Source organism: Micromonospora sp. HUAS YX12, from assembly GCF_040215685.1.
Classification (GTDB): Bacteria; Actinomycetota; Actinomycetes; order Mycobacteriales; family Micromonosporaceae; genus Micromonospora; species Micromonospora tulbaghiae.
On sequence record NZ_CP157974.1, the window covers coordinates 1,620,754 to 1,645,214 of the forward strand.

General features: G+C 71.6%; 22 protein-coding genes, 2 tRNA genes and 1 pseudogene. 9 read left to right on the top strand and 16 right to left on the bottom strand.

Translation table 11 applies throughout. From position 1 onward, the window contains the following. Positions 1–18 precede the first annotated feature (18 nt). The gene (locus ABIH81_RS08115; RefSeq protein ID WP_349879734.1) at positions 19–798 is read right to left on the bottom strand and encodes an NAD(P)H-binding protein; all 780 of its coding nucleotides are present in this window, start codon (positions 796–798) and stop codon (positions 19–21) included. Positions 799–1,061: 263 nt separating this feature from the next. After that, positions 1,062–2,441: an MFS transporter gene (locus ABIH81_RS08120; RefSeq protein WP_349879735.1), complete on the bottom strand. Its 1,380-nt coding sequence runs from the start codon at positions 2,439–2,441 to the stop codon at positions 1,062–1,064. Positions 2,442–2,601: 160 nt separating this feature from the next. Here ABIH81_RS08120 and ABIH81_RS08125 point away from each other — a divergent pair, with 160 nt between their 5' ends. Beyond that, positions 2,602–7,113, top strand: coding sequence for an HAD-IC family P-type ATPase (locus tag ABIH81_RS08125; RefSeq protein WP_349879736.1), 4,512 nt, complete (start codon positions 2,602–2,604; stop codon positions 7,111–7,113). Positions 7,114–7,148: 35 nt separating this feature from the next. Here the strand turns inward: ABIH81_RS08125 and ABIH81_RS08130 are convergent, their stop codons facing one another. Next, positions 7,149–8,096: an L-threonylcarbamoyladenylate synthase gene (locus ABIH81_RS08130; RefSeq protein ID WP_349881040.1), complete on the bottom strand. Its 948-nt coding sequence runs from the start codon at positions 8,094–8,096 to the stop codon at positions 7,149–7,151. Between the two features lie 90 nt (positions 8,097–8,186). Further along, positions 8,187–8,777 (bottom strand): helix-turn-helix domain-containing protein, encoded by a 591-nt coding sequence (locus tag ABIH81_RS08135; RefSeq protein WP_349879737.1) that lies wholly within the window; start codon positions 8,775–8,777, stop codon positions 8,187–8,189. A 65-nt stretch (positions 8,778–8,842) separates the two neighbouring features. Here ABIH81_RS08135 and ABIH81_RS08140 point away from each other — a divergent pair, with 65 nt between their 5' ends. Next, complete coding sequence (locus ABIH81_RS08140; RefSeq protein ID WP_349879738.1) at positions 8,843–9,433, top strand: dienelactone hydrolase family protein; 591 nt, start codon at positions 8,843–8,845, stop codon at positions 9,431–9,433. 34 nt (positions 9,434–9,467) lie between these two features. Here the strand turns inward: ABIH81_RS08140 and ABIH81_RS08145 are convergent, their stop codons facing one another. Genes ABIH81_RS08145 through ABIH81_RS08155 form a run of 3 tightly spaced genes read right to left on the bottom strand, consistent with a single transcriptional unit; the run spans position 9,468 to position 10,715 of the window. Beyond that, positions 9,468–10,016, bottom strand: a complete 549-nt coding sequence (locus ABIH81_RS08145) for a hypothetical protein (protein WP_349879739.1) — start codon at positions 10,014–10,016, stop codon at positions 9,468–9,470. Positions 10,017–10,026: 10 nt separating this feature from the next. Beyond that, positions 10,027–10,413 (bottom strand): VOC family protein, encoded by a 387-nt coding sequence (locus ABIH81_RS08150; protein WP_349879740.1) that lies wholly within the window; start codon positions 10,411–10,413, stop codon positions 10,027–10,029. Continuing rightward, positions 10,410–10,715 carry a metalloregulator ArsR/SmtB family transcription factor gene (locus tag ABIH81_RS08155; protein ID WP_216931354.1) on the bottom strand — a complete coding sequence of 102 codons (306 nt, stop codon included), beginning with the start codon at positions 10,713–10,715 and terminating at the stop codon, positions 10,410–10,412. Before ABIH81_RS08155 ends, ABIH81_RS08150 begins: the two co-directional genes overlap by 4 nt. Before the next feature lie 53 nt (positions 10,716–10,768). On the opposite strand from ABIH81_RS08155, the gene ABIH81_RS08160 reads away from it, so the two are divergent. Further along, positions 10,769–11,308 (top strand): AAA family ATPase, encoded by a 540-nt coding sequence (locus ABIH81_RS08160; protein WP_349879741.1) that lies wholly within the window; start codon positions 10,769–10,771, stop codon positions 11,306–11,308. Here ABIH81_RS08160 and ABIH81_RS08165 read toward each other — a convergent pair. Continuing rightward, the gene (locus ABIH81_RS08165; RefSeq protein WP_349879742.1) at positions 11,305–11,889 is read right to left on the bottom strand and encodes an ALF repeat-containing protein; all 585 of its coding nucleotides are present in this window, start codon (positions 11,887–11,889) and stop codon (positions 11,305–11,307) included. The genes ABIH81_RS08160 and ABIH81_RS08165 overlap by 4 nt on opposite strands. 23 nt (positions 11,890–11,912) lie before the next feature. Between ABIH81_RS08165 and ABIH81_RS08170 the strand changes: the two are divergent. From ABIH81_RS08170 to ABIH81_RS08185, 4 genes and pseudogenes are all read left to right on the top strand, one after another. Then, positions 11,913–12,083, top strand: a pseudogene (locus ABIH81_RS08170) (LPXTG cell wall anchor domain-containing protein); the annotation flags it as partial. Between the two features lie 68 nt (positions 12,084–12,151). Then, a complete protein-coding gene (locus ABIH81_RS08175; RefSeq protein WP_349879743.1) occupies positions 12,152–12,619 on the top strand; it encodes an NUDIX hydrolase in 468 nt (155 codons plus the stop codon). A gap of 9 nt (positions 12,620–12,628) precedes the next feature. Next, entirely contained in the window at positions 12,629–13,375 is a 747-nt protein-coding gene (locus ABIH81_RS08180; RefSeq protein WP_349879744.1) for an aquaporin, read from the top strand. 237 nt (positions 13,376–13,612) lie between these two features. Next, on the top strand, positions 13,613–13,837 hold the full coding sequence (locus tag ABIH81_RS08185; RefSeq protein ID WP_349879745.1) for a hypothetical protein: 225 nt from the start codon (positions 13,613–13,615) through the stop codon (positions 13,835–13,837). A 144-nt stretch (positions 13,838–13,981) separates the two neighbouring features. Here ABIH81_RS08185 and ABIH81_RS08190 read toward each other — a convergent pair whose 3' ends face one another. Together ABIH81_RS08190 and ABIH81_RS08195 are read right to left on the bottom strand one after the other, a co-directional pair. Next, positions 13,982–15,028 carry a hypothetical protein gene (locus ABIH81_RS08190; protein WP_349879746.1) on the bottom strand — a complete coding sequence of 349 codons (1,047 nt, stop codon included), beginning with the start codon at positions 15,026–15,028 and terminating at the stop codon, positions 13,982–13,984. Continuing rightward, positions 15,028–15,528: a SigE family RNA polymerase sigma factor gene (locus ABIH81_RS08195; protein ID WP_349879747.1), complete on the bottom strand. Its 501-nt coding sequence runs from the start codon at positions 15,526–15,528 to the stop codon at positions 15,028–15,030. The genes ABIH81_RS08190 and ABIH81_RS08195 overlap by 1 nt, the downstream gene beginning before the upstream one ends. 491 nt (positions 15,529–16,019) lie before the next feature. On the opposite strand from ABIH81_RS08195, the gene ABIH81_RS08200 reads away from it, so the two are divergent. Continuing rightward, positions 16,020–16,235 (top strand): hypothetical protein, encoded by a 216-nt coding sequence (locus ABIH81_RS08200; protein ID WP_349879748.1) that lies wholly within the window; start codon positions 16,020–16,022, stop codon positions 16,233–16,235. A 630-nt stretch (positions 16,236–16,865) separates the two neighbouring features. Next, positions 16,866–16,994, top strand: coding sequence for a hypothetical protein (locus ABIH81_RS08205; RefSeq protein WP_349879749.1), 129 nt, complete (start codon positions 16,866–16,868; stop codon positions 16,992–16,994). Between the two features lie 55 nt (positions 16,995–17,049). Here ABIH81_RS08205 and ABIH81_RS08210 read toward each other — a convergent pair. The 6 genes from ABIH81_RS08210 to gyrB form a co-directional block, all read right to left on the bottom strand. Then, a tRNA-Ala gene (locus tag ABIH81_RS08210) sits at positions 17,050–17,125 on the bottom strand. 10 nt (positions 17,126–17,135) lie between these two features. Further along, positions 17,136–17,264, bottom strand: coding sequence for a DLW-39 family protein (locus ABIH81_RS08215; RefSeq protein WP_013283222.1), 129 nt, complete (start codon positions 17,262–17,264; stop codon positions 17,136–17,138). Positions 17,265–17,307: 43 nt separating this feature from the next. Further along, positions 17,308–17,381: transfer RNA gene (locus tag ABIH81_RS08220), tRNA-Ile, on the bottom strand. A 143-nt stretch (positions 17,382–17,524) separates the two neighbouring features. Continuing rightward, the gene (locus ABIH81_RS08225) at positions 17,525–18,451 is read right to left on the bottom strand and encodes a DUF3566 domain-containing protein (RefSeq protein WP_349879750.1); all 927 of its coding nucleotides are present in this window, start codon (positions 18,449–18,451) and stop codon (positions 17,525–17,527) included. Between the two features lie 3 nt (positions 18,452–18,454). Then, positions 18,455–22,129 carry an intein-containing DNA gyrase subunit A gene (gyrA, locus tag ABIH81_RS08230; protein ID WP_349881041.1) on the bottom strand — a complete coding sequence of 1,225 codons (3,675 nt, stop codon included), beginning with the start codon at positions 22,127–22,129 and terminating at the stop codon, positions 18,455–18,457. Between the two features lie 236 nt (positions 22,130–22,365). Next, positions 22,366–24,312, bottom strand: coding sequence for a DNA topoisomerase (ATP-hydrolyzing) subunit B (gyrB, locus tag ABIH81_RS08235; protein WP_151013228.1), 1,947 nt, complete (start codon positions 24,310–24,312; stop codon positions 22,366–22,368). Between the last annotated feature and the right edge of the window lie 149 nt (positions 24,313–24,461).

Below are 24,461 nucleotides of genomic sequence, written 5' to 3' on the forward strand. Positions count from 1 at the left end.
TGCGGACCCGACCGGTTCTCATCTTCCGCCGGTTCCCCCGTACGTGTCCGCGAGGTAGTCGGCCCAGGTCCGGGTGCCGGTCGGCGCGGCGGTCGTGGTGAGACCACCCGCGCGCAACTCCCGCCCGAGCCGGCCCGGAATCCGGACCGGCAGCAGCGGACGGCGTACCCGACGCGCCGCGAGCCAGGCCCGGGCCGCCTCGTCGAAGCGCAGCACCTCCGGTCCGCCGAAGTCCTCCACCCGGTTCGACGGCCCGGCCAGCAGCAGGACCGCGAGCCGGTCGGCCACCTCACCGGGGTCGACCGGCTGGGCGAGCACCGCCCGGTCCCCGATCACCGGGCCGAGGCGGCTCGCGCCGCTGAGCAGCCCGGCCAGGAACTCCGGGAACTGGGTCGCCCGCAACACGCTCCACGGCACCGGCCCGGCGGCCACCACCTGCTCGGCCGCGAGCTTGTGCCGGTAGTAGCCCAGCGGCACCCGGTCGACGCCGACGATCGACACGAAGACCAGGTGACGCACCCCGGCGTTACCGGCGGCCACGGCGAGCCGGCGGGTGCCGAGCACGTCGATGTCGTGGGTACGCCGGTTCGGCGACGACGCCAGGTGCAGCACCGCATCCACCCCGGCGACCGCCTCCGCCAGCCCGGCGCCGGTGGCCAGGTCGGCGGCCACCCACTCGACCCCGTCCCCGGTACGCGGCCGGCGGCTCGTCGCACGCAGCGTGAAGCCCTCGTCCCGCAGCCGCGGCACCGCCACCCGCCCGAGCCGCCCGGTCGCCCCGGTCACCAGCACCCGCATCGCCACTCCTCCCGCTCACACACAGCCGTTTCGGCCACCCTGCCGCAGGCGGTAGGCCGCGGCTCCACGGTGGGACGGAACGCCGACCCGGATCGTGACAGCCGCCCGACCTCTACGCTCCCCTCGCCCTCCCGTTGTTGACCAAGGAGTTTGTGGTCGGATAGCGGCCCGGAATCTGACACAAACTCCTTGATCAACCGGGAGGGGCGGGCGGGGGGAAGGGTGGGGCGGGTGGGGCGGTCAGGCGGCCGGGGGTGGGGCGGTCAGGCGGTCAGGCGGGGGGCGACCCGCCCGGCCAGCGCCAGGCCGAGCAGGCCGCAGGCGGCCGCCACGGCCAGCGTGGTCGCGTAGCCGGCCGGGCCGGGAGACGAACCGGCGGCCAGGACCGCGCCGGTGAGCGCCAGCACCGTGGCGGCGGCGAGTGAGTCGCCCAGCTGCAGCGCGGAACTGTTGCGGCCCTGCTCGGCCGGGGCGGACTGCTCCAGGGTGAGCACCGACAGCGACGGATAGAGCAGACCCATGCCCAGCCCGGCCACCGCCCAGCAGAGAACGGCCGGCAGCACCGGCAGTCCGGGCACCAGCGCCGACGCCACGCCTGCCGTACCGATCGTGATGCAGGCCAGCCCGGCCCGGGGCAGGGTCGCCGCCGAGCGGGGTGAGCCGATCCGGCCCTGGATCCACGAACCCACCGACCAGGACAGCGCCCCGACGGTCAGCACCAGGCCGGCTCCGGTGGGCGAGAAACCGCGCTCCCGGGACAGCATCAGCGGGATCACCACCTCGGCCGCGACGAACGCCGCCGACGCCAGCGCGCGCAGCCCGATCACGGTCGGCAGTCCCCGTGCCGCGCGCAGGAAACCGGCCGGCAGCAGGTGCGGTACGCAGGCGAGCAACCCGGCCAGCGCCACGGCGATCAGGCCGGCGGCGAGCGCGCCGCGCTGCTGCCCCCCGTAGTGCAGCAGTGCGGCGCTCGCCCCCGCCCCGCAGGCCCAGCCGATCCGGGCCAGGGCGCCCGCCGGCGGCCGGGTCGCCACGGTGCCGGTCAGCGCCCGCAGCCCCGGCTGGACCAGCAGCGCCGCCGGGATCGCCACCGCCGGCACCGCGAGGAACACCCACCGCCAGCCCAGGTGTTCCACGATCAGTCCGGCCAGCGCCGGGCCGACGAGCGACGGCACCACCCACGCCGCGGCGAACGCGGCGAAGATCCGCCGTCGCAACTGCTCCGGGTACGCCTGACCGACGACCACGTAGAGCGCCACCGAGACCAGTCCGGAGCCGAAGCCCTGCACCACCCGCCCGACGACGAGCACCCCCATGGTCGTCGCGGCGCCGGCCACCACCAGCCCGGCGACGAACCAGACGACCCCGTGCCACATGGCCGGGCGCGGCCCCCGCGCGTCGCACCAGATGCCGGAGGCGACCATCGCCACCACGCCGGAGGCGAACGGGCCGCCGAAGGCCAGCGCGTACAGGCCGAGCCCGTCGAGGCTGCGCGCCACAGTCGGCATGGCGGTGCCGACCGCCAGCGCCTCGAACGCGAGCAGGGACACCAGGGCGACGCTGCCCACCGTCATCGCCCGCAGGCGCGGCGACCACAGGTCGGCGGGTGGGTCAGCCGGTACGGCGGTGGTGGTGCTGGTCATGGCGTTCAGCCTCGGACCTCACCCCCGGTTGAGGTCAACTGTGGCGCGCGTCTCGTCGGCGCGGGAACGGTGTGCCGACGCCGGAAACTTCTGCCGTCGGGGTGGCATAACGGACGCCGCGCCGGGAAGTCGGGCCGCCGGGACGAGACCGGGAGGCGAAATGGCGCTGGGACGGTTCGCCGGCCTCCTGCTGTCGCCGACGGTCGTGCCGGAGGCCGCCGCGCGCGTCGCGCGTACCGTCGGGTCGGCCCTGCCCACGGACGCCGTGCCGGCCCGCATCACCGAGGTGGCGGGGAGCGTCGGCACTGCGGCGACCCGGCTGGCCCGGCTCACCGGGCTGACCAGCCGCCGGGTCTGGTCGCAGGGCGGCCGCCACCACATCGAGGTGCACGGCGTCTGCCAGGACGGCGGCGACCGGCTGGCCCGCCAGGTCGAGGCGGCGCTGGAGTCGATGCCGGGCGTCACCTGGGCGCGGGTCAACGCGCCGTCCGGCCGCGTGGTGGTGGCGACCGGGGATCCGGCGCCGAAGCTGCGCGACCTGATCGCCACGGTGGCGCGCGTCGAGCGGACCTGCCCGTACGAGCCGGACCCGGAGATCGAACCGCCGCAGCCGCCCGAGGACGGCCCACGTACCGCCCGGACGTTCGGCGCGCTGCTGTCCGACGTGCTCGGACTGGGCATCTCCGCTGCCACCCGGGTACTGCCGCTGACCCCGATTCCCGCCGAGGTGGCCGGGCTGCTGGGCGCGGTCGACCTGCACCCGAAGCTGCACGCGCTGGCCGGGCGCGGCATCCGCGCCGACCCTCGCGCCGTGTTGCTGTTCCCGCTGGCCGAAGCGGTGGTGCAGGGTCTGACCGGAGGCTGGGCCGGGATCGTGCTCGACGGCGCGCATCGGGTCGTGCAGTGGGGTGAGGCGGGTGCACAGCTGGCCGCGTGGCGGCGGGCCGAGCCGCGCCTGACCGGCGACCCGGAGCACGCGGTCGCCCGGGTGCCGGACGGCGAGCGGCCGTGCCCGGTGCCGGACGGGCAGGCCGAGCGATACGCCAAGCGGGTGCTTCCGGCCGGCGCAGTCGCCGGGGCGGCGGCGCTCCCGGTGCTGGGGCCGAAGCGGGCCGCCGCGCTGGCGCTGTCCTCGCTGCCCAAGGCGCCCGGCTCCGGCCGCGAGGGTTACGGCGCCCAGCTCGGCCGGATGCTCGCCCGGCGCGGCGTGATCGCGATGGACCGCAGCGTGCTGCGGGAACTGGACCGGATCGACACGGTGGTGCTTGACGCGGCGGTGCTCGGCTCGCACCGGGGCGTCCTGGCCGATCTCGCGCCGCTGGCCGACGCCGACACCGGGGAGGTCGCCGCCCGGGCGTTCGCGTTGTTCGACCCGGACGAGCCGGATGCGGTACGCGCCGACGACGGCTGGCGGATCGGCCCGCTGGACCGCCTCGGTGCCGACGATCCCGGGGACACCCCGGACAGCGCCCGGCTGCGCGCCGACGGTGGACGGCTGCTCGGGCTGACCGAGAACGGCCGGCTCGCCGCCGTACTGCGGGTCGAGCCGGAGCCCGCGCCCGGCGTGGACGCGCTGGCGTCGGCCGCCCGCCAGGCGGGACTGCGGCTCGTGGTCGGCGGCGCGGACGACGGCCGGTACGACTTCGCGGACCTGCTCGTACCCGGTGGTTCCCGGCTCGCCGACGCGGTGCACGACCTGCAACGCGAGGGCGCGGTGGTGATGGTGGTCTCCGGTGAGCGGTCGGCGCTCGCCGCGTCCGACTGCGGTCTCGGCGTGTACGGCCCGGACGACCTGCCGCCGTGGGGCGCGCACCTGCTCGTCGGCGACGACCTGCGGGTGCCGGCCCTGCTCATCGACGCCGCCGGGGTGGCCCGCCGGATGACCGAGCAGAACATCCGGATCGCCATGGCCGGCAGCGGGCTCGGCGCGCTCGGCGCGTTCACCGCCGACCGGCGACGACTGCCCCGCCCGACCCTGGCGGCGGTGAACGGCGCGGCGGCGCTCGCGTTCGCGCACGGCGTGTTCCGGGCGCACCGGCTGCCGGACCGTACCGGCGCCCCGATGCCCGCGCTCACCGCCTGGCATCTCATGCCGGCGCAGACCGTCCTGGACCAGCTCGACACCGGCCCGTCCGGGCTGACCGAGGACGAGGCGGCCCGCCGGCGGCGTGTCGAGGTCGGGGACGAGCACGGGCCGGCGGGGCTGCTCCGCTCGTTCGTCGAGGAGCTGTCCAACCCGCTCACCCCGGTGCTGGCCGCCGGGGCGGTGCTCTCCGCCGCGTTCGGCTCACTCGTCGACGCGGCCCTGGTCGGTGGTGTGGTGGGCGGATCCGCGCTGGTCGGCGCGGTGCACCAGCGCAACACCGAACGGTCCCTGGCCGAACTGCTGTCCCGCTCGGCGGTCACCGCCCGGGTGCTGCGCGACGGCGAGGAGCGGGTGGTGCCCGCCGAGGAGCTGGTACGCGGCGACGTGATCACCGTCAGCTCCGGGGACGCCGTACCGGCCGACTGCCGGGTGCTGACGAGCGACGGGCTGGAGGCGGACGAGTCGTCGCTGACCGGCGAGTCGCTACCGGTGGCGAAGAGCCCGGAACCGGTGGTCGCGGCGGCCATCGCCGAACGGCACTCGATGCTGTTCGAGGGCACCACTGTCGCCGCCGGGCACGGCACCGCAGTGGTGGTGGCGACCGGCGCGGAGACGGAGGCCGGGCGGAGCCTCGCCATGGCCCGGCAGGCCCCGCCCGCCAGTGGCGTGGAGGCGCGGCTCGGCAAGCTGACCAGCAGCGCCGTACCGCTGGCCGCCGCCTCGGCGATCGCGGTGGCCGGCGCGGGGCTGCTTCGGGGCGTACCCCTTGCCGAAACGGCGGCGACCGCTGCGAACCTGGCTGTGGCGTCGGTGCCCGAGGGGTTGCCGTTCCTGGTCAGCGCCGCGCAGCTGGCGGCGGCGCGGCGGCTGGCCGAGCACGGCGCCCTGGTCCGCAACCCCCGGACCATCGAGGCGCTGGGCCGGGTCGACGTGCTCTGTTTCGACAAGACCGGCACGCTCACCGAGGGGAAGCTGCTGCTGGCCGGGGTGGGTACGGGCGACGGCCGGCTCGCCGCGCTGGACGATCTCGACGAGCCGCTCCGGTCGACGCTGGCGGCGGCGGTGCGGGCCACCCCGGCCGCGGCCGACCCGGACGAGTTGCCGCAGCAGACCGACCGGGCGGTACGCCACGGCGCGGACGCCGCCGGGGTGGCCGAGCGGACCGGGGCGGCGGACTGGACCGCCACCGCGGGGCTGCCGTTCGAGCCGTCCCGCGGCTACAGCGCCACCGTCGGCCGCACCGCCGACGGGCTGCTGCTGAGCGTGAAGGGCGCACCCGAGTCGGTGCTGCCGCGCTGCGCGTCCCGGCGCACCGCCGACGGTGACCGGCCGCTTGATGCGGCCGGACGCGAGGAGGTGCAGGCCATGCTGGCCGGGCGGGCCGGCGCCGGGCACCGCATCCTCGCCGTGGCCGAGTGCCCGGTCGCCACCGAGCAGGTCAGCGACGAGCAGGTCGACGGACTGGTCTTCGTGGGTTTCCTGACGCTCGCCGACGGGGTGCGGGAGAGCGCCCGGCCGGCGGTGGCCCGGATCCGGGCGGCGGGCGTGCACACCGTCATGATCACCGGCGACCACCCGGCCACGGCCGAGGCGATCGCCGCCACGATCAGCCCGGACGACGGCGGGCAGCGCGTGGTCACGGCCAGCGACCTGGACCGGCTGGACGACGCCGCGCTCGCCGAGCGCCTGATGGCCACCGACGTGGTGGCACGCTGCACGCCCGCCCACAAGGTACGGATCATCCAGGCGTTGCAGCGCCAGGACCGCACGGTCGCGATGACCGGTGACGGCGCCAACGACGCTCCGGCGATCCGGCTCGCCGACGTCGGTATCGCGCTCGGCCAGCGGGGCACTCCCGCCGCCCGCGCCGCCGCCGACCTGGTGGTCACCGACGACCGGCTGGAGACGATCATCGCCACGCTCGTCGAGGGACGGGCCATGTGGTCGTCGGTACGGCACGCGCTGAGCATCCTGGTCGGCGGCAACCTCGGCGAGATCGCGTTCAGCGTGCTGACCGCCGCCGCGACCGGCCGGTCCGCCCTGAACGGCCGGCAACTGCTGCTGGTCAACCTGCTCACCGACCTGGCGCCCGCGCTCGCCATCGCGGTCCGCCCGCCCGCCGACGACAGCGCCGAACACCTGCTGCGGGAGGGGCCGGACTCCTCGCTCGGCGTCACCATGACCCGGGAGATCGGGTTGCGCGCGGCGTCGACCACGCTGGGCGCGACCGCCGGCTGGACGATCGCCAGGTGGACCGGCACCCAGCGGCGCGCCGGCACCGTCGCGCTCGCCTCGCTGGTCGGCACGCAGCTCGGGCAGACCGTACTGGCCGGCGGCACCAGCCCCAGCGTGCTCGCCGCCGCCGCCGCGTCGGTGGGTGTGCTCGTGGCGGTGGTGCAGACACCGGGTGTCAGCCAGTTCTTCGGCTGCACCCCGCTCGGCCCGGTGGGCTGGACCATCGCCACCGGCTCGGCGCTCGGCGCGACGTTCGCCAACGGCACGCTGAGCAAGCTGGTGGACCGCCTGCCGCAGCCCGGTTCGCATCGGCGTCCCGATCAGGGGTACGGCGAAGGGCATGACGCCTGAGGTCACGGCTGACGCCCTGACCGGCGGCTTGCCGTTCAGTGCCAGGTGGCGGCGGCCCGGCGCAGCCGGTCGTTGATCGCGCGGCCCACGCCGGTCTCCGGCACCGGCTCGGCGACGATCTCGATCACCCCGGCCGCGTCGAGCCGGTGCAGCGCGTCGAACAGGCGCGCCGCCGCCGCCGTCACGTCGCCGTCGGGCGACAGCACCTCCACCGCCGCCCAGTCGCCGTCCGCCGGTGGCTCCCGGAAGGCCAGGAACCCCCGTCGCCCGCCGCCGGGCTCGGCCGCCGCGCCCAACCGCAACGGGGTACGCGGGGCGTAGTGCGCGGCCAGCGTCCCGGGCGCGACCGGCTGTCCGGAGCTGCCCTGGCGCACCTCGACCGGGCCGACCGCCTCGACGAGCGCCTCGACCGGCAGCGCGCCCAGCCGCAGCACCACCGGCCGTTCCCCCCGGGCGTCCACGATCGTCGACTCGATGCCGCACCGGGTGGGCCCACCGTCGAGCACCACGTCCACCGCGCCGCCCAGCCCGGCCACCACGTGCTCGGCCCGGGTCGGGCTGAGCTGGCCGAACCGGTTCGCGCTCGGCGCGGCCACCGGTACGCCGGCCGCGGCGATCAGTGCCCGCGCGGACGGCTCGTCCGGTACGCGTACCGCCATGGTGTCCAGGCCGGAGGTGACGATCGGCGGGATGACCTCCGGCCGGTCCACGATCAGGGTGAGCGGGCCGGGCCAGAACCGCTTCGCCAGCGCGGCCACCGCCGCGGGCACCTCGCCCACCAGCGCGGCCAGGTCGGCGGCGTCGGCCAGGTGGCTGATCAGCGGGTCGAAGCCCGGCCGCGCCTTCGCCTCGAAGATCCGCGCCGCGGCCCGGGCGTCGAGCGCGTTGGCGCCCAGCCCGTAGACGGTCTCGGTGGGGAAGGCGACCAGCCCGCCGGCGCGCAGGACGGCGGCTGCCTCGTCGATGCCGCTCTCGGCCGGCAGGACGCGCGGGGATCCGGTGCTCACGCTTCCGACGCTAGCCTGCCCGGTTCGTCGCCCCGGCAAGACCCCGTCGGGTGGCGCTGCCCCGAGTCAGTCGGCGGAGCCGGAACCGGAATCCGTGTCGGGGAGCGTCGGCGCATCAGTCGGATAGAGGCCGGCGGCGAAGCCGTACACCTGGTCCCCGGCTCGGGGGATCTGCGCGAACCGCCGGGCCAGCGCCTGCACCTCCGTCCAGAACTCGCGGACGTCCTCGATCGGGATGCGCGCGTGCACGAGCGTGCACCGCAGCTCGTCGGCGGCGTGCGCGGCGGCCGCTTCGGCGGCTGCCTCGGCGAGCCCGTTGATCCGGGACACCACCTGCTTGTCCTCCGCCCGGCTGAGCGCACCGACGTAGTAGGTGCGGGCCACCCGCCCGTAGAACCGCTCCTCGATGGCGCGTACCCGGCGGGTCCGTACCACGCGCAGCAGACCGGCGTCGACCAGCTGGTTCACGTGGTACGCCACGCTGCTCTTCGGCCGGTCGACGGCGCGGGCCATCTCGTTGACGGTGGCGGCGCGCTCCAGGAGCAGTTCGAGCAGCGTGCTCCGCAGCGGGTCAGCGAGCGCGCGCAACTGCTCCGGAGCGGTGACCACGAGCAGGTCGTCGAGGTCGTAGTCCGGGATCCGCTGATTGACCGACATTTCTCGACCGTTCTAAGATTCTGGTTCGTTCGATAACTCTGGTCTGACAACTCAGGAGTGTAGTGATGGCCGAGATCGTGCTCTTCCACCACATTCAAGGGCTCACGGACGGCGTCCGCGCGCTCGCCGACTCCCTGCGTTCCGGTGGGCACACCGTGCACGCTCCCGACCTCTTCGACGGCGAACGGCCGGTCACCATCGAGGACGGCGCCGCGCTGATCAAGCGGATCGGCGGCGACGTCCTCGACCGGCGCGCCGACGCGATCGTCGCCGACCTGCCCGCCGACCTCGTCTACGCGGGCGTCTCCTGGGGCGCCGCCACCGCCCAGCGACTCGCCCAGACCCGGCCGGGCGCCCGGGCCGCCCTGCTCTACGAGGCCTGCCTGCCGGTGACCGGCGAGTGGGCGATCGGCCCCTGGCCCGACGGGGTGGCGGTGCAGGTGCACGGCATGGAGCGCGACCCGTTCTTCGGGCTGGAAGGGGACGTGGACGCCGCCCGCGAGCTCGTGTCGATCGTCGGACCCGAGCGCGGCGAGCTGTACGTCTACCCCGGCGACCGGCACCTGTTCACCGACAGCTCGCTGCCCTCGTACGACAAGGAGGCGACAGCGCTGGTGGTGAGCCGCAGCCGCGAGCTGCTCGACCGGCTCGGCTGACGCCTACCCGTCGCCGCGCCGGCGCGGAGCAGAGTCAACGCCCTCTCGCCAACTCCGCGACCTCGGCGAGGCTCGCGACCCGGTCGCACTCGTCGTCGGTCAACGTGTTGATGAGTGCCTTGGCGGCCTGGGCCTGGGGAGTCGTGGGCAGGGCACCGGCCAGCAGATCCGGCAGGACCAGTTCGTAGCCGACCCGCGCCCGAGGCGAGTAGCGGTGCCGGCTGCGGCTCACCGCCGTGGCGACACGCAGCGCGTGCTCGTTGCCGGGCGGCACGTGCGGGCGGTCCCGCTCCCGGGCGCCGAACCGCATCCGGTGGCGGAACTCGCACGTCGTGCACGTCACCGGTCCGGCGCTCAGCCGTGCCCCGCAGTCGGGACAGGTCAGCCGGTCCACCGCCCCGTCCACGGTCCGCCAGTCGTACGCCCCGGGGTCGTCGATGACGAGCCAGGCCAGCTCGCTCTCCTCCGGCGAGCCCGGCGCCACGTCCAGCTCCGCGCGCAGCCGCGCCCAGGCGTCCCGGATCTCGTCCTCCAGGCGCGCCACCACGGCCGCCAGTGCCGGGCTCCGCCACGGTCCGGCCACCGCCGACCCGCTACCGGTACTGTGCGATCTGAATCAGGTTGCCGCAGGTGTCGTCGAACACCGCAGTGGTCACCGGACCCATGTCGACGGGTTCCTGGGTGAACAGCACGCCGAGGCCGCGCAGCCGGTCGTGCTCGGCGGCCACGTCGTCCACCGCGAACTGCGTCAGCGGAATGCCGTCGGCCGCGAGCGCCTCCTTGAACGCCTTGGCGGCCGGGTGGGCGTCGGGCTCCAGCAGCAACTCCACGCCGTCCGGGGCGTCGGGCGAGACCACCGTGAGCCAGCGGTACTCCCCGGTCGGCACGTCGGTCTTCTTCACGAAGCCCAGCACCTCGGTGTAGAAGCGCAGGGCCTTGGCCTGGTCGTCGACGTACACGTTGGTGAGGTTGATTTTCACGGATTCTCCTGGGTCGGTTCGGCGGACCTGAGCCATCGCTCAGTGATGGACCGCAGCGGCCGGGTGTCGAGGTGGTGGAACTTGTAGCGACCCTGCCGCCGCGTGACGATCAGGCCGGCGGCCTCCAGGACGTCGAGATGCTGGGAGATCGCCTGCCGGGACGAGCCGACCTGGTGCTTGGTGGCCAGCCGGCCGCAGATCTCGAACAGGGTCTGACCGTCGCGCTCGGTCAGCTCGTCGAGGATCAGGCGGCGGGTGGGATCGGCCAGCGCCTGGTACAGATCGCCCACGTCATCAAGCATATGCAAGTCACGGCTTGCCTATCAAGCCGTCTTTCCAGGCATCGGAGGACGTCATGCCCGGATACATCCTCACCGGCGCTCCCGGCTCCGGTAAGACTGCGCTCCTGCGCCACCTGGAGATCGACGGCTATCCCGTCGTGGAGGAGGCCGCGACCGACGTGATCGCGCTCGACCAGGCGCTCGGCCGACCGGAGCCGTGGTGTGAGCCGGACTTCGCCGACCGGGTGCTGGACCTCCAGCAGAGGCGCCGGCGCCGAGCCGACGTCCATGCCGACCTCGTGGTCTTCCACGACCGCTCGCCCGTCTGCACCCTCGCGTTGTGCCGTCACCTGGGCATGACACCGCCACCCGCCCTGCTGGACGAGGTCGAGCGCATGACAACGGATCGGCGGTACGAGCGGATCGTCTTCTTCGTACGGAATCAGGGCTTCGTCGAGGCGACCCCCGCGCGCCGGATCAGTTTCGAGGAATCACTCGTCTTCGAGCGGGTCCACGAGCTGACGTACCGGGAGGCGGGATTCGATCTCGTCGACGTGCCCGCCGGCCCGCTGCCGACGCGGGTGGCGGCGATCAAACGGGCCGTCGACCGTTAACATCTCCATGTTTGGGCAGGGGGCGGGGTGACGGTCGTCGTGGCGCTGGGCGTGGCGCTCGGCGTCGACGTGGGCCGGGACGTCGGCGTCGGCGTGGGCTGCGACGCGCAGTCGAGTTCCCGTGCGGCGTACAGGCCGTTGTTCAGGTAGGCCAGGTAGGCATCGGTCGACGGGTTGTCGAGCAACTTCTGCGCGGCTGCCCGCACGTTGGTGCCGGCGCCGGCCAACGACTGGGCCACTTCGACGCGCAGATCCCTCGACCAGATGTCCTGCACGTCGTCCTTGAGGAACGCGCGGAGATCGTCCGAGGTGCCGTTCAGTCGCTCCTCGATCGCGCCGGGCAGGACGGTCAGCGAGTCGGCCTTCGCCGCATCCAGGATCCGGTAGGCCAGCAGCCGCACCTGGCCGACGTCGGCTGTGTCCAGGTCGATGGTGACGAGTTCCCGGATGTCCGTGTACACCTTGCGTTCGACCGTCTGGCATGCCTCGTTCAGCCCGGGCGTCGCCGCCTGAGCCGCCGCGGGCGCCGCCGGAATCAGAAAGGCCAGCGCCATCAAGGCGCCGGCCGCGATCTTCCGCATGCGGTTTTCCTCCCCGTGAGAAATCACCCTCCGCCAGCGGCGGTGCCCCCGGCGGCGAGGGCGGCGAAGGCGGTGGGCTGCCCGTGACCGGTGCCGACAGCGTGACCGTCGCCGGCATCGGCGGGGCACTCCTGCTCGTCGGCGGCGCGGCCTTCGTGATCGGACGCCGTCGGCGCTCCCGCTTCGTGGCGTAGCTCGATCGGCGCGCCCAGCTCGACCTCTCGTCGGGCTGGGCGCGCTCGTCTTTCGATAACCTTCGTGGATGTCGTCGATCCGAGCGGTCGCCGTCGCCGTACCGCGGCGCGGCGACGACGTCCTCGTGTTCGAGTACCACGACTCCACGAAGGACGAGACGTTCTACCGCCCCTTGGGCGGGGGGATCGACTTCGGCGAGACGGCCGAGGCGGCCGTACGGCGCGAGCTGCGCGAGGAACTCGGCGTCGAGCTTCTCGACGTGCGCCTCCTGGGCGTTCTGGAGAACCTCTTCCACGCCTTCGGCCGCGACGGACACGAGATCGTCTTCATCTTCGACTGCCGGCTCTCCGACCAGTCCGTCTACGAGCGGGACGCCGTCGGCGAGATACGCGACGACGCGGGCACGAAGGTGATGTGGCGATCGCTGAACAGCTTCGACGCCGGTAGCCCGCTCTATCCGGCCGGCCTCGTCGGGTTGCTATCGGAGAGGCGGCGGCTGCCGCTTTCGCGCTTCTCGAGCCGCTGGTCGCCCTAGTCTGACCTCATGGACGACGTGCGACGGTACGCCGCCGAGTTTCTCGGCACGCTACTGCTGGTCTTCTTCGGGGTGGGCAGTGCGGTCGCCGCACGCATCGACGGTGGGGTCGTCGTGGTGGCCCTCGCTTTCGGCTTCGTGATGCTGGCGCTGGTCTACACGATCGGCCCGCTCTCCGGCAGTCACGTCAACCCGGCGGTGACGCTGGGCGTGCTCCTGTCCGGCAAGATCTCCCCCGTCGGTGCGGTCGCGTACTGGATCACCCAGTTCGCCGGCGCAACCGTCGCCGGCGCCGTGATCTGGGGCCTGGTGCGTTGGGGTGACGTGGCGGACCAGACCGGCGTGCTGGGAAGCAACGGATACGGCAAGCACATCAACGGGGGCGGCGCGGCGGTGCTGGAGACGATACTGACGTTCCTGTTCGTCCTGGTGGTGCTGGTGGTGACGAGTCGCGCGGAGCACGCGGGGTTCGCCGGGCTAGCGATCGGCCTGGCGCTCGCCGCGGCGCACCTGGTGGGCGTGACGCTGACCGGCGCCTCGGTGAACCCGGCCCGGTCGTTCGGTCCGGCCCTGTTCGAGGGCGGCGCGGCGCTGCGGCAACTCTGGCTGTTCATCGTCTTCCCGCTGCTCGGTGGGGCGCTCGCCGCCCTGGTCGCGCCCCTGATCATCAAGCACAACCCGCGCTACCGCGGTGAACCGGAGGAGCCGGCGAGCAAGCCGTCGCGCCGGCCCCGGAGCGGGCCCGAACCGACCTGACCACCAGCCACGGCGGGTTGCGGACTCGCCCCTGCCCAGTTGGCAGAGATCCGGTGATCTCCGCAGCCATCCTGCCTGCCGTCGACCCGCCCTTCTCGGGAGCGAACCGCCGCCCAGTCCGCCGCGTCAAGCAGACCTCGGCGGCTCGTACGGACAGCAATACGCTCGGGCACTGGAGTCATGGGACCGGCTGGATCTCGCCGGCAAGGCTCCGCGGTTCACCTCACTGTCGGCGACGTGTTCCTTGAGTCTGCCGACGGGACGTGGTGGTTCCTCGACACCTTCGAAGGGCAGTTCGTACGGGGGTGGAACTCCCGTGCCGACCTAACCGCCGATCTGGACACCGAGGGTGGCCAGGACCGGTACCTCCTGGCCACCCTCGCCATGGCCGCATACCACCGGCGCGGGCTTCACCTGGACGCCGGCCAGCTCCACGAGCAGCTACAGAACAATCCCAGCTAAGAGCTGATGACCCGGCCACGTAGTGGCGCCACGACGCTGTCGCTGCAGCCAGCGGCGAGCGAGTTTCCCATCGGCCTGCAGCTATGCTGATCTCTCCCGTATTGAGTAACGGTGTGTGATGTTGACGTCGGCGCCGCGGTGGTGTCACCAGGTGTCGGGGCGGTCGAGGTCGAGGGCCGGCTGGTACCCGCTCAGAACCGTCAGGCCTTCCGACTCGGTGTAGCCGTTCCCCCAACCCTTGAGGAACGCCTCGACGACGCATGGCTTGACGAACATCTCCAGCACGTCGCTGCCCTGCCTGCGTGCCCGGTAGGGCCCGGCGACGAGGTCGGCGGCCATGGGGTCGCGGCCCGGCACGGGTTGTGCCCGAACCGTCAGCCAACGACCGGATTCGTCACCTATCACCAGTGAGGCCTGATCGAAGGAGCCACGCTCCGACCGGTCAAGCGTGACCGAGCATTCGAGCAGCCGCCCACCTGGCGGCAGCGACTGCAGGCGGAACGGCACCACGCAGCGGTGGGCGCCGTCGAACCGGACGCGACTCGCCGCGTCTGTCGCCTCGTCGTGGCCGGTCGCGTAGATGTCGAGCTGAGCCCAGAGCCCATCAACGGGTTGCCAGCGAACGAACCACAGTTTCTTGTCGCCGGACGGATCGAACCAAGCGACCCCCGGGCGGCCTCCGACCCGCACATCGGTCGGCGGCTGCGGTCGCCCCGCCGACGACAACGTCTGCTGCAGCCCGTCCAGCGTCGCGGCGCTGCGCGCCAACACGAACCGGGCCTGCCCGGCTGTGCCCCGGAACTCAACGCTCTCGACCCCGCGCCCGGCGCTCCAGGTCGCGGACCAGGCATCGCCGACCAGGCTGTCGGTCGTGAAGTGCACCACGCCGGGATCGGTCCCCACGACCTCAGGCCGTGCGATGGCGCCGGGCTCGCCCGGTGCGTCCGGCAGCACGAGTGCCGTGGCCGGCATGGTCGCGCCATCGGGGGCCCTACCGGCGGGAACCACCGTGACCGCCGTGGCTAGGAAGGCGCACGCTGCTGCCGTACCCCCGGTGATCAGCCAGCGGCGACGCAGTCGAAGGCGGTGGCCGCGACGCCGGGCGTGTTCCACGATCGGCGCGGGGTCGATGTTGCCGCCCGCGTGGTGCTTCAGCGTCGTGGCGAGCTGCTGATCGAGGTCGCTGAACATCAGAACTCTCCTCCTGTCCGGGCGGAGGCGGATACTTCCTGCCGCTTACGGAGTGCTGTCAGGGCCCGCTTCGCGTGGGTACGAACTGTGCCGGTCGAACAGTCCAGGATCTCGGCGATCATCGCGTCGTCAAGATCCTCGTAGTAGCGAAGGACGATCACAGTGCGTTGACGCATTGGCAGAGCGCAGACCAGCCGCCACAGTGCGTCACGTTCGGTGACACCGGCGGCCTCGTCCGTGGCGTCCGGCCGATCGTCGACAACGGCGACCGAGATCTCTTGGCTGCTACGCCGGCGCCACCACGAGTGATGGGCGTTGACGAGCATCCGGCGGACATAAGCATCGGGTCGATCCGTCCGGGAGATGCGCGCCCAGCGGGCATACGCCCTGGCGAGGACATCCTGAACCAGGTCCTCGGCCCGATGCTCGTCACCGGTCAGCAACCGGGCGAGCCGCACCAGCGCCGAAGTGCGGGCGAACGCGTACTCCTCGAACGTCACGCCCTATTAACGTCGCAAGTCGGCCAACCCGTAGACATCCAGGGAGCACCTCATGAAGGGAAAACCTCAGGAGGTTCGGACGCCGCGTAGCTCCCACCGCTACGGATGGTCCGAGCCTGAGACGATCTCGGCGCGATGGTCACGCCACTGCTGGCGCGCGGCCACGATGACCTCCCGCCCCTAGCGCCCAAGACGCAACCGCCCGGCCCCAAGGGAGGGCCGGGCAGCGTGTTCAGGAAGAGTTGGCTGTACTCGCATCAAGATCAGCCAGTGTTGGTGCTGGTGGAGCCCAGGGGACTCGAACCCCTAACCCCTGCCTTGCAAAGATCAAGACCGGTGTCGGCCAGTGTCGGTGACCGCCGTTGACCTGCTCGTCATGTCGCCTTTGGTCGGCCTCCGACCGGGCAGGTGTCGGCCGGCTTGGCTGTACGGATGGCTGTACAGCCATCGGTGATGGCAAGAAGTGGCGCGCGTGACGTAGCGTCGATGGTATGACGACGGTGGTGGTTTCTCTCGTGGTGCTTTTGGTGCTGGTGGGCGGGATCGTCGCCTTCTTAAGTCGGCGGCAGCGCAATCAGCTCTCTTCAGATGTGGATTCGACTGCTTCCCGCCGAGCTGCCAGCGACCAGCATCGGCACGACGCAGAGCGCTTCGCCTCCGGCATGTCGGAGAGGAACAAGATGCCCAACGGCGGCACCGGCCTGTAGGCGCACCTCACGCTCCGACAACCTCATATCTGCCATCCCGTCTGCCGCCGACCCACACACCGTGGAGGGGGCCAGGGCCAGGGTGACAAGGTGGAGCGCCCTACCGGACGTACGACCTTGTCACCCTGGCCCTGGTCTGCTCGGCTTGCCTGGGTCGGTGGCTGGCGGGATGGCATCCCACCTCAACCATTCTCCGACCGGAACCGTTCGGCAACTCCATCCCGGAGTCGTCTGGCCCCCGCCGGAGGCACAGCTCTAACCTGCCTACTCCCTCGCCCCACCACCCCCCACACCACCTCGACCCCTCCTCCGCCCTGGGCCTGAGCGAGCGTGCGGAACTGTTCGGCAACTTCGCCTCCCCGCGGTTGGGCTGCCCGATCTCGTGCTGCTTCGGGAGCGCCGGAACCAGGTGGAAGCGTGTCCGCCTGGCCCTGGTCGCCTTCGGGACTCGTCACCGGGTCACCTCACTGACCCAGGTGTGACGCGCGGGGCGGGGCGTGGGGTTCGGGCCGGTTGATTTTCCGCCTCGGCGCCGGAGGCGGCCGGGGCGGCGGCGCCGCAGGAGCCGTTTGCCGCGCCCCGGCCCGCGCCGCGCGGAGCGCGCTTGACCAGGGCGAGGAGCTGCGCACGGTGATGGAGCTGCTCGGGCACTCCACGATCCGGATGACGGCTGACACCTATGGGCACGTCCTGCTGGCGCGGGCTCGTCAGGCTGCCTCGGCCATCGACCGGGTCCTCGGCGAGGAGGGCATGGCGTGACCGCTTGGCTGTACGAATGGCTGTACTCGGGACCGAGATCAACCGGGGAAAGTGCTGGTGGAGCCCAGGGGACTCGAACCCCTAACCCCTGCCTTGCAAAGGCAGTGCTCTGCCAGTTGAGCTAGGGCCCCGTGAGGGCGTTCAGCGCAAGTCGGGCGCCGTGGTCGCCTCGTGCCACAGGGCGCGCTCGTCGTTCGAGGCCTTGACCTTCTTGGCCACGACGGCGGCCACACCGACGATGCCGGCCAGGATCAGGAGCTTCTTGAACATGTGCTTGACCCCTCGCGCTCGACTGTCGTCGGACGATGTGCGGTGGGGCTAGCTGGAATCGAACCAGCGACCTCAGAGTTATCAGCTCTGCGCTCTAACCGACTGAGCTATAGCCCCGCGTAGCGACGAGCTAGGTTAACCCATCGCCTCCACCGCGCCCAAATCGGGGTCTGTGGTGAAAGCACCCGCGCCACTTCGAACCTACCCGGACGCACGACGCCGGGGCGACCGCATTACGCGGTGCCCCGGCGCCGGGTTGATCAGTCGCGCTCGGCGAGCGTCAGCTCGATCCCGCCGACCAGGTCGGCGCAGACGTTGTAGACGAACGCGCTGAGCGTGGCCAGCGCGGTGAACAGCACGACGTTCACCAGGCCGATCAGTGCCGACGTCAGGATCACGCCCTTGGCGGTGATCCGGAAGCCGCCGCCACCCTGGCCGCCGCCGGCGTTCACCAGGTCGGTCAGGCTGTCGTTGACGCTCTTGAACACACCCATGGCGTCCAGCGCCAGGTAGAGCACCGACGTCGCCACGACGACCACGATGAAGAGCACCACGGACACCGCGAAGGCGAACTTCATCACCGACCACGGGTCGATCCGCTTCAGGTTCAGCCGGGCCCGTCGCGGTCCGCGCGACGCGGCCGAGCTGACCGAGGTACGCGCGGCACGTACCGCCTCACCCACGCGCGCGGCGCCGACTGCCGCCGCGCCGCTGATGCCCGGCGGCAGGCCGCCGCCGTTGGCGGGCCGGGACTGGGCGTTCGCGGCACCGCCCGGGCGCGAGCCGTCGGGCGACGCCTTCGGGGCGGTTCCCAGGCCGGCGCCGATCCGCGGCTGCGTGCCGGTCGTACCGGTGGAGGCCCGGCCGGCGGCCGACGGCGCCTTGATCGGCTGGGTGCTCGTGGCGTTCGTGGGCTTGGCGGCCGGGGCGGCCAGCCCGTCGGCCGACGTCGGCGCGTCGACCTTGGTCTCGGCCGAGTCCCGGGAACCGGAGTCCTCGGCCGGCTTGTCCGGAGGCGGGGCCATGCCGGGAGCCCGGGTGAACTTCGGGGCAGGCGCGTCGGCGGGAACCGTGGCCCGGCCCACAGCCGCGCGGCCGGTCGCTGGTGTGCCGCCCTGCGCGGCCTCCTCGTCGACCGGAGTGGCCGAGGTCCCCTTGTTCCCCGACTTCGCCTGTGTCTCCGTCATCAACTAGTCCTGTTCGTCAGGCTCGTCGGCATTGCGAGCAATCGCCACGATAGTCACGCCGTCCGGGAGGTCCATCAGCTTGACCCCCATTGTGTTCCGGTCACGCGTACGGCGTACAGGCTTCACCGGAGTCCGAATGACGCCGCCGTTGCTCGTGATGGCGAACAGCTCGTCCTCCGGATCGATCACGACCGCGCCGACCAGGCCACCGCGTCGCTCGGTGATCTTCGCGGTCAGCACGCCCTTACCTCCCCGGCCCTGGACCGGGTATTCCTCGATCGGGGTACGTTTCGCGTAACCCCCGTTCGTCGCGACCAGAACGTCCAGACCCTCTCGCACCACCTCGACGGCGAGCAACTCGTCCTCGCCGCTGAAGCGCATGCCGATCACCCCGGAAGTGGCCCGGCCCATCGGACGCAGCGCCTCGTCGGTGGCGTTGAACCGGATCGCCTGGGCGTTCTTCGACACCAGCAACAGGTCGTCCTCCGGAGCGGCCAGGACCGCACCGACCAGCTCGTCCTCATCGCGCAGGTTGATCGCGATGATGCCGCCGGAACGGTTGGAGTCGAACTCCTCGAGCCGCGTCTTCTTCACCAGGCCGTTCTTCGTGGCCAGTACCAGGTAGGGCGCCACCTGGTAGTTCGGGATTTCAATGATCTGCGCGATCTGCTCGTCGGGCTGGAACGCGAGCAGGTTGGCCACGTGCTGGCCCTTGGCCACCCTACTGGCCTCGGGAAGCTCGTAAGCCTTCGCCCGGTAGACCCGACCCTTGTTCGTGAAGAACAGGATCCAGTCGTGGGTAGAGCATACGAAGAAGTGGCTGACGATGTCGTCCTGGCGGAGTGTCGCCCCGCTGACGCCCTTCCCGCCGCGCCGCTGCGACCGGTAGAGGTCGACCTTGGTCCGCTTCGCGTACCCGGTGCGGGTGATCGTCACCACCACGTCCTCGCGGGCGATGAGGTCTTCCATCGAGACCTCGCCGTCGAACGGGACGATCTTCGTACGCCGGTCGTCGCCCCACTTCGCGACGATCTCGCCCAGCTCCTCCGAGACGATCCGCCGCTGCCGCTCCGGCTTGGCCAGGATGTCCTTGAGGTCGGCGATCTCCAGTTCGAGCTTCGCCAGGTCGTCCAGGATGCGCTGCCGCTCCAGGGCGGCCAGCCGGCGCAGCTGCATGTCCAGGATCGCGGTCGCCTGGACCTCGTCGATGTCCAGCAGCCGGATCAGGCCCTGCCGGGCGTCCTCCACCGTGGGCGAGCGCCGGATCAGGGCGATCACCTCGTCCAGCGCGTCCAGCGCCTTGGACAGACCGCGCAGGATGTGCGCCCGCTCCTCGGCCTTGCGCAGCCGGAACGCGGTCCGCCGCCGGATCACCTCGATCTGGTGCTCGACGTAGTAGCGGAGGAACTGGGCCAGGTTGAGCGTGCGCGGCACGCCGTCGACCAGCGCCAGCATGTTGGCGCCGAACGTCTCCTGGAGCTGGGTGTGCTTGTAGAGGTTGTTCAGCACCACCTTGGCGACCGCGTCGCGCTTGAGCACGAGCACGATCCGCATGCCGGTACGCCCGGAGGACTCGTCCCGGATGTCGGCGATGCCGGCGAGCTTGCCCTCCTTGATCAGCTCGGCGATGCGCTCGGCGAGGTTGTCCGGGTTGACCTGGTAGGGCAGCTCGCTGACCACAAGCGCCGGCCGGCCCCGCTTGTCCTCCTCCACCTCGACCACCGCGCGCATCCGGATCGAGCCGCGTCCGGTGCGGTACGCGTCCTGGATGCCGGCCTGGCCGACGATCAGGCCGTGGGTCGGGAAGTCCGGGCCCTTGACGATCTCCAGCAGGGCTTCCAGCGTGGTCGCCTCGTCGTCCTCCGGGTGCTCCAGGCACCACTGCACGGCCGCGCCGATCTCGCGCAGGTTGTGCGGCGGGATCTTGGTGGCCATGCCGACCGCGATGCCCTCGGAGCCGTTGATCAGCAGGTTCGGGATCCGCGACGGCAGGATGGTGGGCTCCTTGGCCCGGCCGTCGTAGTTGTCCTGCAGGTCGACGGTGTCCTCGTCGATGTCCCGCAGCATCTCCATCGCCAGCGGGTCGAGCTTGCACTCTGTGTTGTGGCTGACGAAACCGTCGGAGACGAACGAGTGGTCCTCGGTGTCCACCCGGATGCTGTAGACGGGCTGCACTCCCGCGTCGGTGACGTCGGTCACCTCGGCGTAGTAGAAGCGTCCGTCGACGAGCGGTTCGACCACGTCGAGGATGCCCGGCTCGGTGATCCGGGCGGCGATCTCGTCGCGGTCCCGCTCCCAGCGCTCGATCCGGTCCACGTTGTGCCGGCGCAGCCAGTCGCGCTCGGTCCAGCGGCTCGCGCCGTGCTCGCGGACGAAGTCGCCGACGAACGGCACGTGATCGCCGGAGAGCGCGGTGCTGCTCGCCGGCACCTGGGCCAGCTCGGATTCCAGCTTGGCCTGCTTGCGGCCGAGGAAGCCGACGTGAGCGGCGAAGATCCGGGCGTCCCGACGGTTGGTGACGACGACCTTGATCTCGCCGTTGTCGTACCGGCACTGCCGGCTGACCACGCCGAACTCCAGCAGCAGCTGCTGCACCTCGCGGGCCAGCCGCTCGCTGCGGGTCGAATAGGAGACCTGGATCGTGTGGCGGGGCAGCAGCGACGAAGATCCGTCGCCTTCGAACAGCGCCTGTAGGAAGGCCCGCTTGACCGCGGCCGGTCCGCGCCAGACGAACTCCGGCACGAACTTGTCGGCGCTCCGCGCGCCCACCATCTCGCCGAGCACGCTCGCCCGGAGTGCGGAGAGGTTCTGTACGTCGAGCTCGTGCAGCGTGCTGCCGGAGGCGATGACCCGCTCGGCGACGTACCGGGGGCCGCCGACCGCGAGGTCATAGGCGGTGAGGACGCGGACGAAGAACTCCCGGTCCACGTTGTTGAAGCCGGCCCGCTGCTCGGACACCCACCCCTCGGACACGAACGCGCCCGCGAGCACGGCGGCCTCGACGTGCTCCAGCATCGGGTAGCCGATCTCGTCCGGCACGGTGCGTTGGAGGACCACCCGGTCACCCGGGGCGATCTCGGCGAGCAGCTTCCACAGCAGGGTCGGCACGCCGGCCACGTTCACCAGGCAGAGCACCGGGTGGTTGTGGGTGCCGGTCAGCTCGTACCCCTCGCGGGTGCGCAGCCGCAGCGTGGGGTGCTCGCCGGAGTGGAAGAACTTGGAGGCGCGGACCAGGTCGCCGTTGCGGTCACGGACCTTGAGGTCGACATCGGTCTCGCTGCTCGGTGCGGCGTCCGGCACGACGTCGGCGATCCTCACGGACCCCTCAGCGGTACGAATCCGGGCGTCGCCGACGAGGCAGTAACGCATGGCGGCGGCCGGGTCGTTTCCGGGCGAGCCGAAGTTGCCGTTGCCGTCGACCAGCGGGTAGCGCAGCGACCACGGCTGCGCCATCCGGACCAGCGCGTCGTAGATGGCCGAGTCGCCGTGCGGGTGGAACTGGCCCATCACGTCACCGACGACGCGGGAGCACTTCACGTACCCGCGGTCCGGCCGGTAGCCGGAGTCGAACATGGCGTAGAGGATCTTGCGGTGGACCGGCTTGAGCCCGTCCCGGACGTCCGGCAGGGCCCGCCCGACGATGACGCTCATCGCGTAGTCGAGGTACGAGCGCTGCATCTCGACCTCGAGGCCGACCGGCTCGATCCGGTCGTGCTGGACGACCGCCGCCAGTGCCTCCGGGGTCTCCGGCTCGTTCGGGGTGGACTCGGGAGTATCGGTCACTGTTAACCCTTATCAGACTCTTCAGTCGTGGTCTCGCTGTGGATAACGGCTGTGGAAAGCGTTCAGACTGTGGATAACTCTGTGGACTGCCGGGTCGGCCGGTGGATGTCCGGCCGGCCCGGGCGCGTCCGTCAGATGTCCAGGAACCGCACGTCCTTGGCGTTGCGCTGGATGAACGACCGGCGAGCCTCGACGTCCTCGCCCATCAGGACGCTGAACAGCTCGTCCGCGGTGGCGGCGTCGTCGAGCGTGACCTGGCGCAGCGTACGCGTGGCCGGGTTCATCGTGGTCTCCCACAGCTCGGGGTAGTTCATCTCGCCGAGACCCTTGAACCGCTGGATGTCGTCCGGGCGGGCGTTGGGCTTCTTCTGCTGGCGCAGGGCGATCAGCCCGTCGCGCTCGCGGTCCGAGTACGCGTACTGGGCGTCGTCGCCCTTCTTGTTCCACTTGATCTTGTAGAGCGGCGGGGCAGCCAGGTAGACGTGGCCCAGCTCGACCAGCGGCCGCATGAAGCGGAACAGCAGGGTGAGCAGCAGCGTCTGGATGTGCTGGCCGTCCACGTCGGCGTCGGCCATCAGCACGATCTTGTGGTAGCGCAGCTTCTCGATGTCGAAGTCGTCGTGGATGCCGGTGCCGAGCGCGGTGATCAGCGCCTGCACCTCGTTGTTCTTCAGCACCCGGTCGATCCGGGCCTTCTCGACGTTGAGGATCTTGCCGCGGATCGGCAGGATCGCCTGGACGCGCGGGTCGCGGCCCTGCTTGGCCGAGCCGCCGGCCGAGTCGCCCTCGACGATGAAGACCTCGGACTCGCGCGGATCGGTGGACTGGCAGTCGGCCAGCTTGCCGGGCATCGAGCCGGACTCCAGCAGCGACTTGCGCCGGGCGAGCTTGCGCGCCTGCTGCGCGGCGATCCGGGCGCGCGCCGCCTGGGACGCCTTCTGGATGATGATCTTCGCCTCGGCCGGGTTGCGGTCGAACCAGTCGACGAGCGACTCGTTGCAGACCCGCTGCACGAAGCCCTTCACCGGGGTGTTGCCCAGCTTGGTCTTGGTTTGACCCTCGAACTGCGGGTCGGTGAGCTTGACCGAGATGATCGCGGCCAGGCCCTCGCGGATGTCCTCACCCGAGAGGCGCTCGTCGCCCTTGAGCAGCTTCTTCTCGGCGCCGTAGCGGTTGACGACGCTCGTCAGCGCGGCCCGGAAGCCCTCCTCGTGGGTGCCGCCCTCGTGGGTGTTGATGTTGTTGGCGAAGGTGTAGACCGACTCGCCGTACGACTCGTTCCACTGCATGGCGATCTCGACCGACATGCCCGTCTCCTCGGCCCCGAACTCGACCACCGTCTTGTGGATCGGGCTCTTGGAGGCGTTGAGGTGCCGGACAAAGTCGGCGATGCCGCCCTCGTAGTGGAAGGTGACCTCGCGGGTCTTGCCGTCCTCGTCCTCCGGGACCCGCTCGTCGAGCAGGTGGATGGTGAGACCCCGGGTGAGGAAGGCCATCTCCTGGAGGCGCCGGTAGATGGTGTGGAAGTCGAAGTCGACGGTCTCGAAGACGTCCGGGTCGGGCCAGAAGGAGACGGCCGAACCGGTACGGTCGGTCTCCTCGCCCTTCTCCAGCGGCGTCGGCTTGGAGTGGTTGTACTGCTGGCGCCAGACGAAGCCGTCCTTGTGGATCTCCACGGCCATCCGGGTGGACAGCGCGTTCACCACGGAGACGCCGACGCCGTGCAGGCCGCCGGAGACGGCGTACGCCTTGCCGTCGAACTTGCCGCCCGCGTGCAGCACGGTCAGGGCGACCTCGACACCCGGCTTCTTCAGCTTCGGGTGCAGGTCGACCGGGAAGCCACGGCCGTTGTCGGTCACCCGGACACCGCCGTCGGCCAGCAGCACCACGTCGATGGTGTCGCAGTGCCCGGCCAGCGCCTCGTCCACCGCGTTGTCGACGACCTCCCACACCAGGTGGTGCAGACCGCGCTCGCCGGTGGACCCGATGTACATACCGGGCCGCTTCCGGACCGCTTCCAGGCCCTCGAGAACGGTGATGGACTCGGCACCGTACTTCTTGTTGTCCTCCGCTGCCACCCTCGGCCACTTTCTCGCACCGGCCGCGCGTGGGCGCGGGGGCGCGGGTTCGGCGGACAGGACGCGACGTCGGCGCGCATGGACCGCCCCTGGGATCGCCAGGTCGGATCATGTGCGCCGGGCGCCGCGGTTGCCCGCGGATCGCGATC

What these genes read in the sequence shown, in the direction of transcription:
- ABIH81_RS08200 (WP_349879748.1), top strand. Translation starts at nt 16,020, where the DNA reads ATGACGACGGTGGTGGTTTCTCTCGTGGTGCTTTTGGTGCTGGTGGGC.
- ABIH81_RS08155 (WP_216931354.1), bottom strand. Translation starts at nt 10,715, where the DNA reads ATGCTTGATGACGTGGGCGATCTGTACCAGGCGCTGGCCGATCCCACC.
- ABIH81_RS08180 (WP_349879744.1), top strand. Translation starts at nt 12,629, where the DNA reads ATGGACGACGTGCGACGGTACGCCGCCGAGTTTCTCGGCACGCTACTG.
- ABIH81_RS08140 (WP_349879738.1), top strand. Translation starts at nt 8,843, where the DNA reads ATGGCCGAGATCGTGCTCTTCCACCACATTCAAGGGCTCACGGACGGC.
- ABIH81_RS08165 (WP_349879742.1), bottom strand. Translation starts at nt 11,889, where the DNA reads ATGCGGAAGATCGCGGCCGGCGCCTTGATGGCGCTGGCCTTTCTGATT.
- ABIH81_RS08225 (WP_349879750.1), bottom strand. Translation starts at nt 18,451, where the DNA reads ATGACGGAGACACAGGCGAAGTCGGGGAACAAGGGGACCTCGGCCACT.
- gyrA (WP_349881041.1), bottom strand. Translation starts at nt 22,129, where the DNA reads ATGCAGCGCTCGTACCTCGACTACGCGATGAGCGTCATCGTCGGGCGG.
- ABIH81_RS08125 (WP_349879736.1), top strand. Translation starts at nt 2,602, where the DNA reads ATGGCGCTGGGACGGTTCGCCGGCCTCCTGCTGTCGCCGACGGTCGTG.
- ABIH81_RS08160 (WP_349879741.1), top strand. Translation starts at nt 10,769, where the DNA reads ATGCCCGGATACATCCTCACCGGCGCTCCCGGCTCCGGTAAGACTGCG.
- ABIH81_RS08175 (WP_349879743.1), top strand. Translation starts at nt 12,152, where the DNA reads ATGTCGTCGATCCGAGCGGTCGCCGTCGCCGTACCGCGGCGCGGCGAC.
- ABIH81_RS08190 (WP_349879746.1), bottom strand. Translation starts at nt 15,028, where the DNA reads ATGTTCAGCGACCTCGATCAGCAGCTCGCCACGACGCTGAAGCACCAC.
- ABIH81_RS08115 (WP_349879734.1), bottom strand. Translation starts at nt 798, where the DNA reads ATGCGGGTGCTGGTGACCGGGGCGACCGGGCGGCTCGGGCGGGTGGCG.
- ABIH81_RS08120 (WP_349879735.1), bottom strand. Translation starts at nt 2,441, where the DNA reads ATGACCAGCACCACCACCGCCGTACCGGCTGACCCACCCGCCGACCTG.
- ABIH81_RS08215 (WP_013283222.1), bottom strand. Translation starts at nt 17,264, where the DNA reads ATGTTCAAGAAGCTCCTGATCCTGGCCGGCATCGTCGGTGTGGCCGCC.
- ABIH81_RS08135 (WP_349879737.1), bottom strand. Translation starts at nt 8,777, where the DNA reads ATGTCGGTCAATCAGCGGATCCCGGACTACGACCTCGACGACCTGCTC.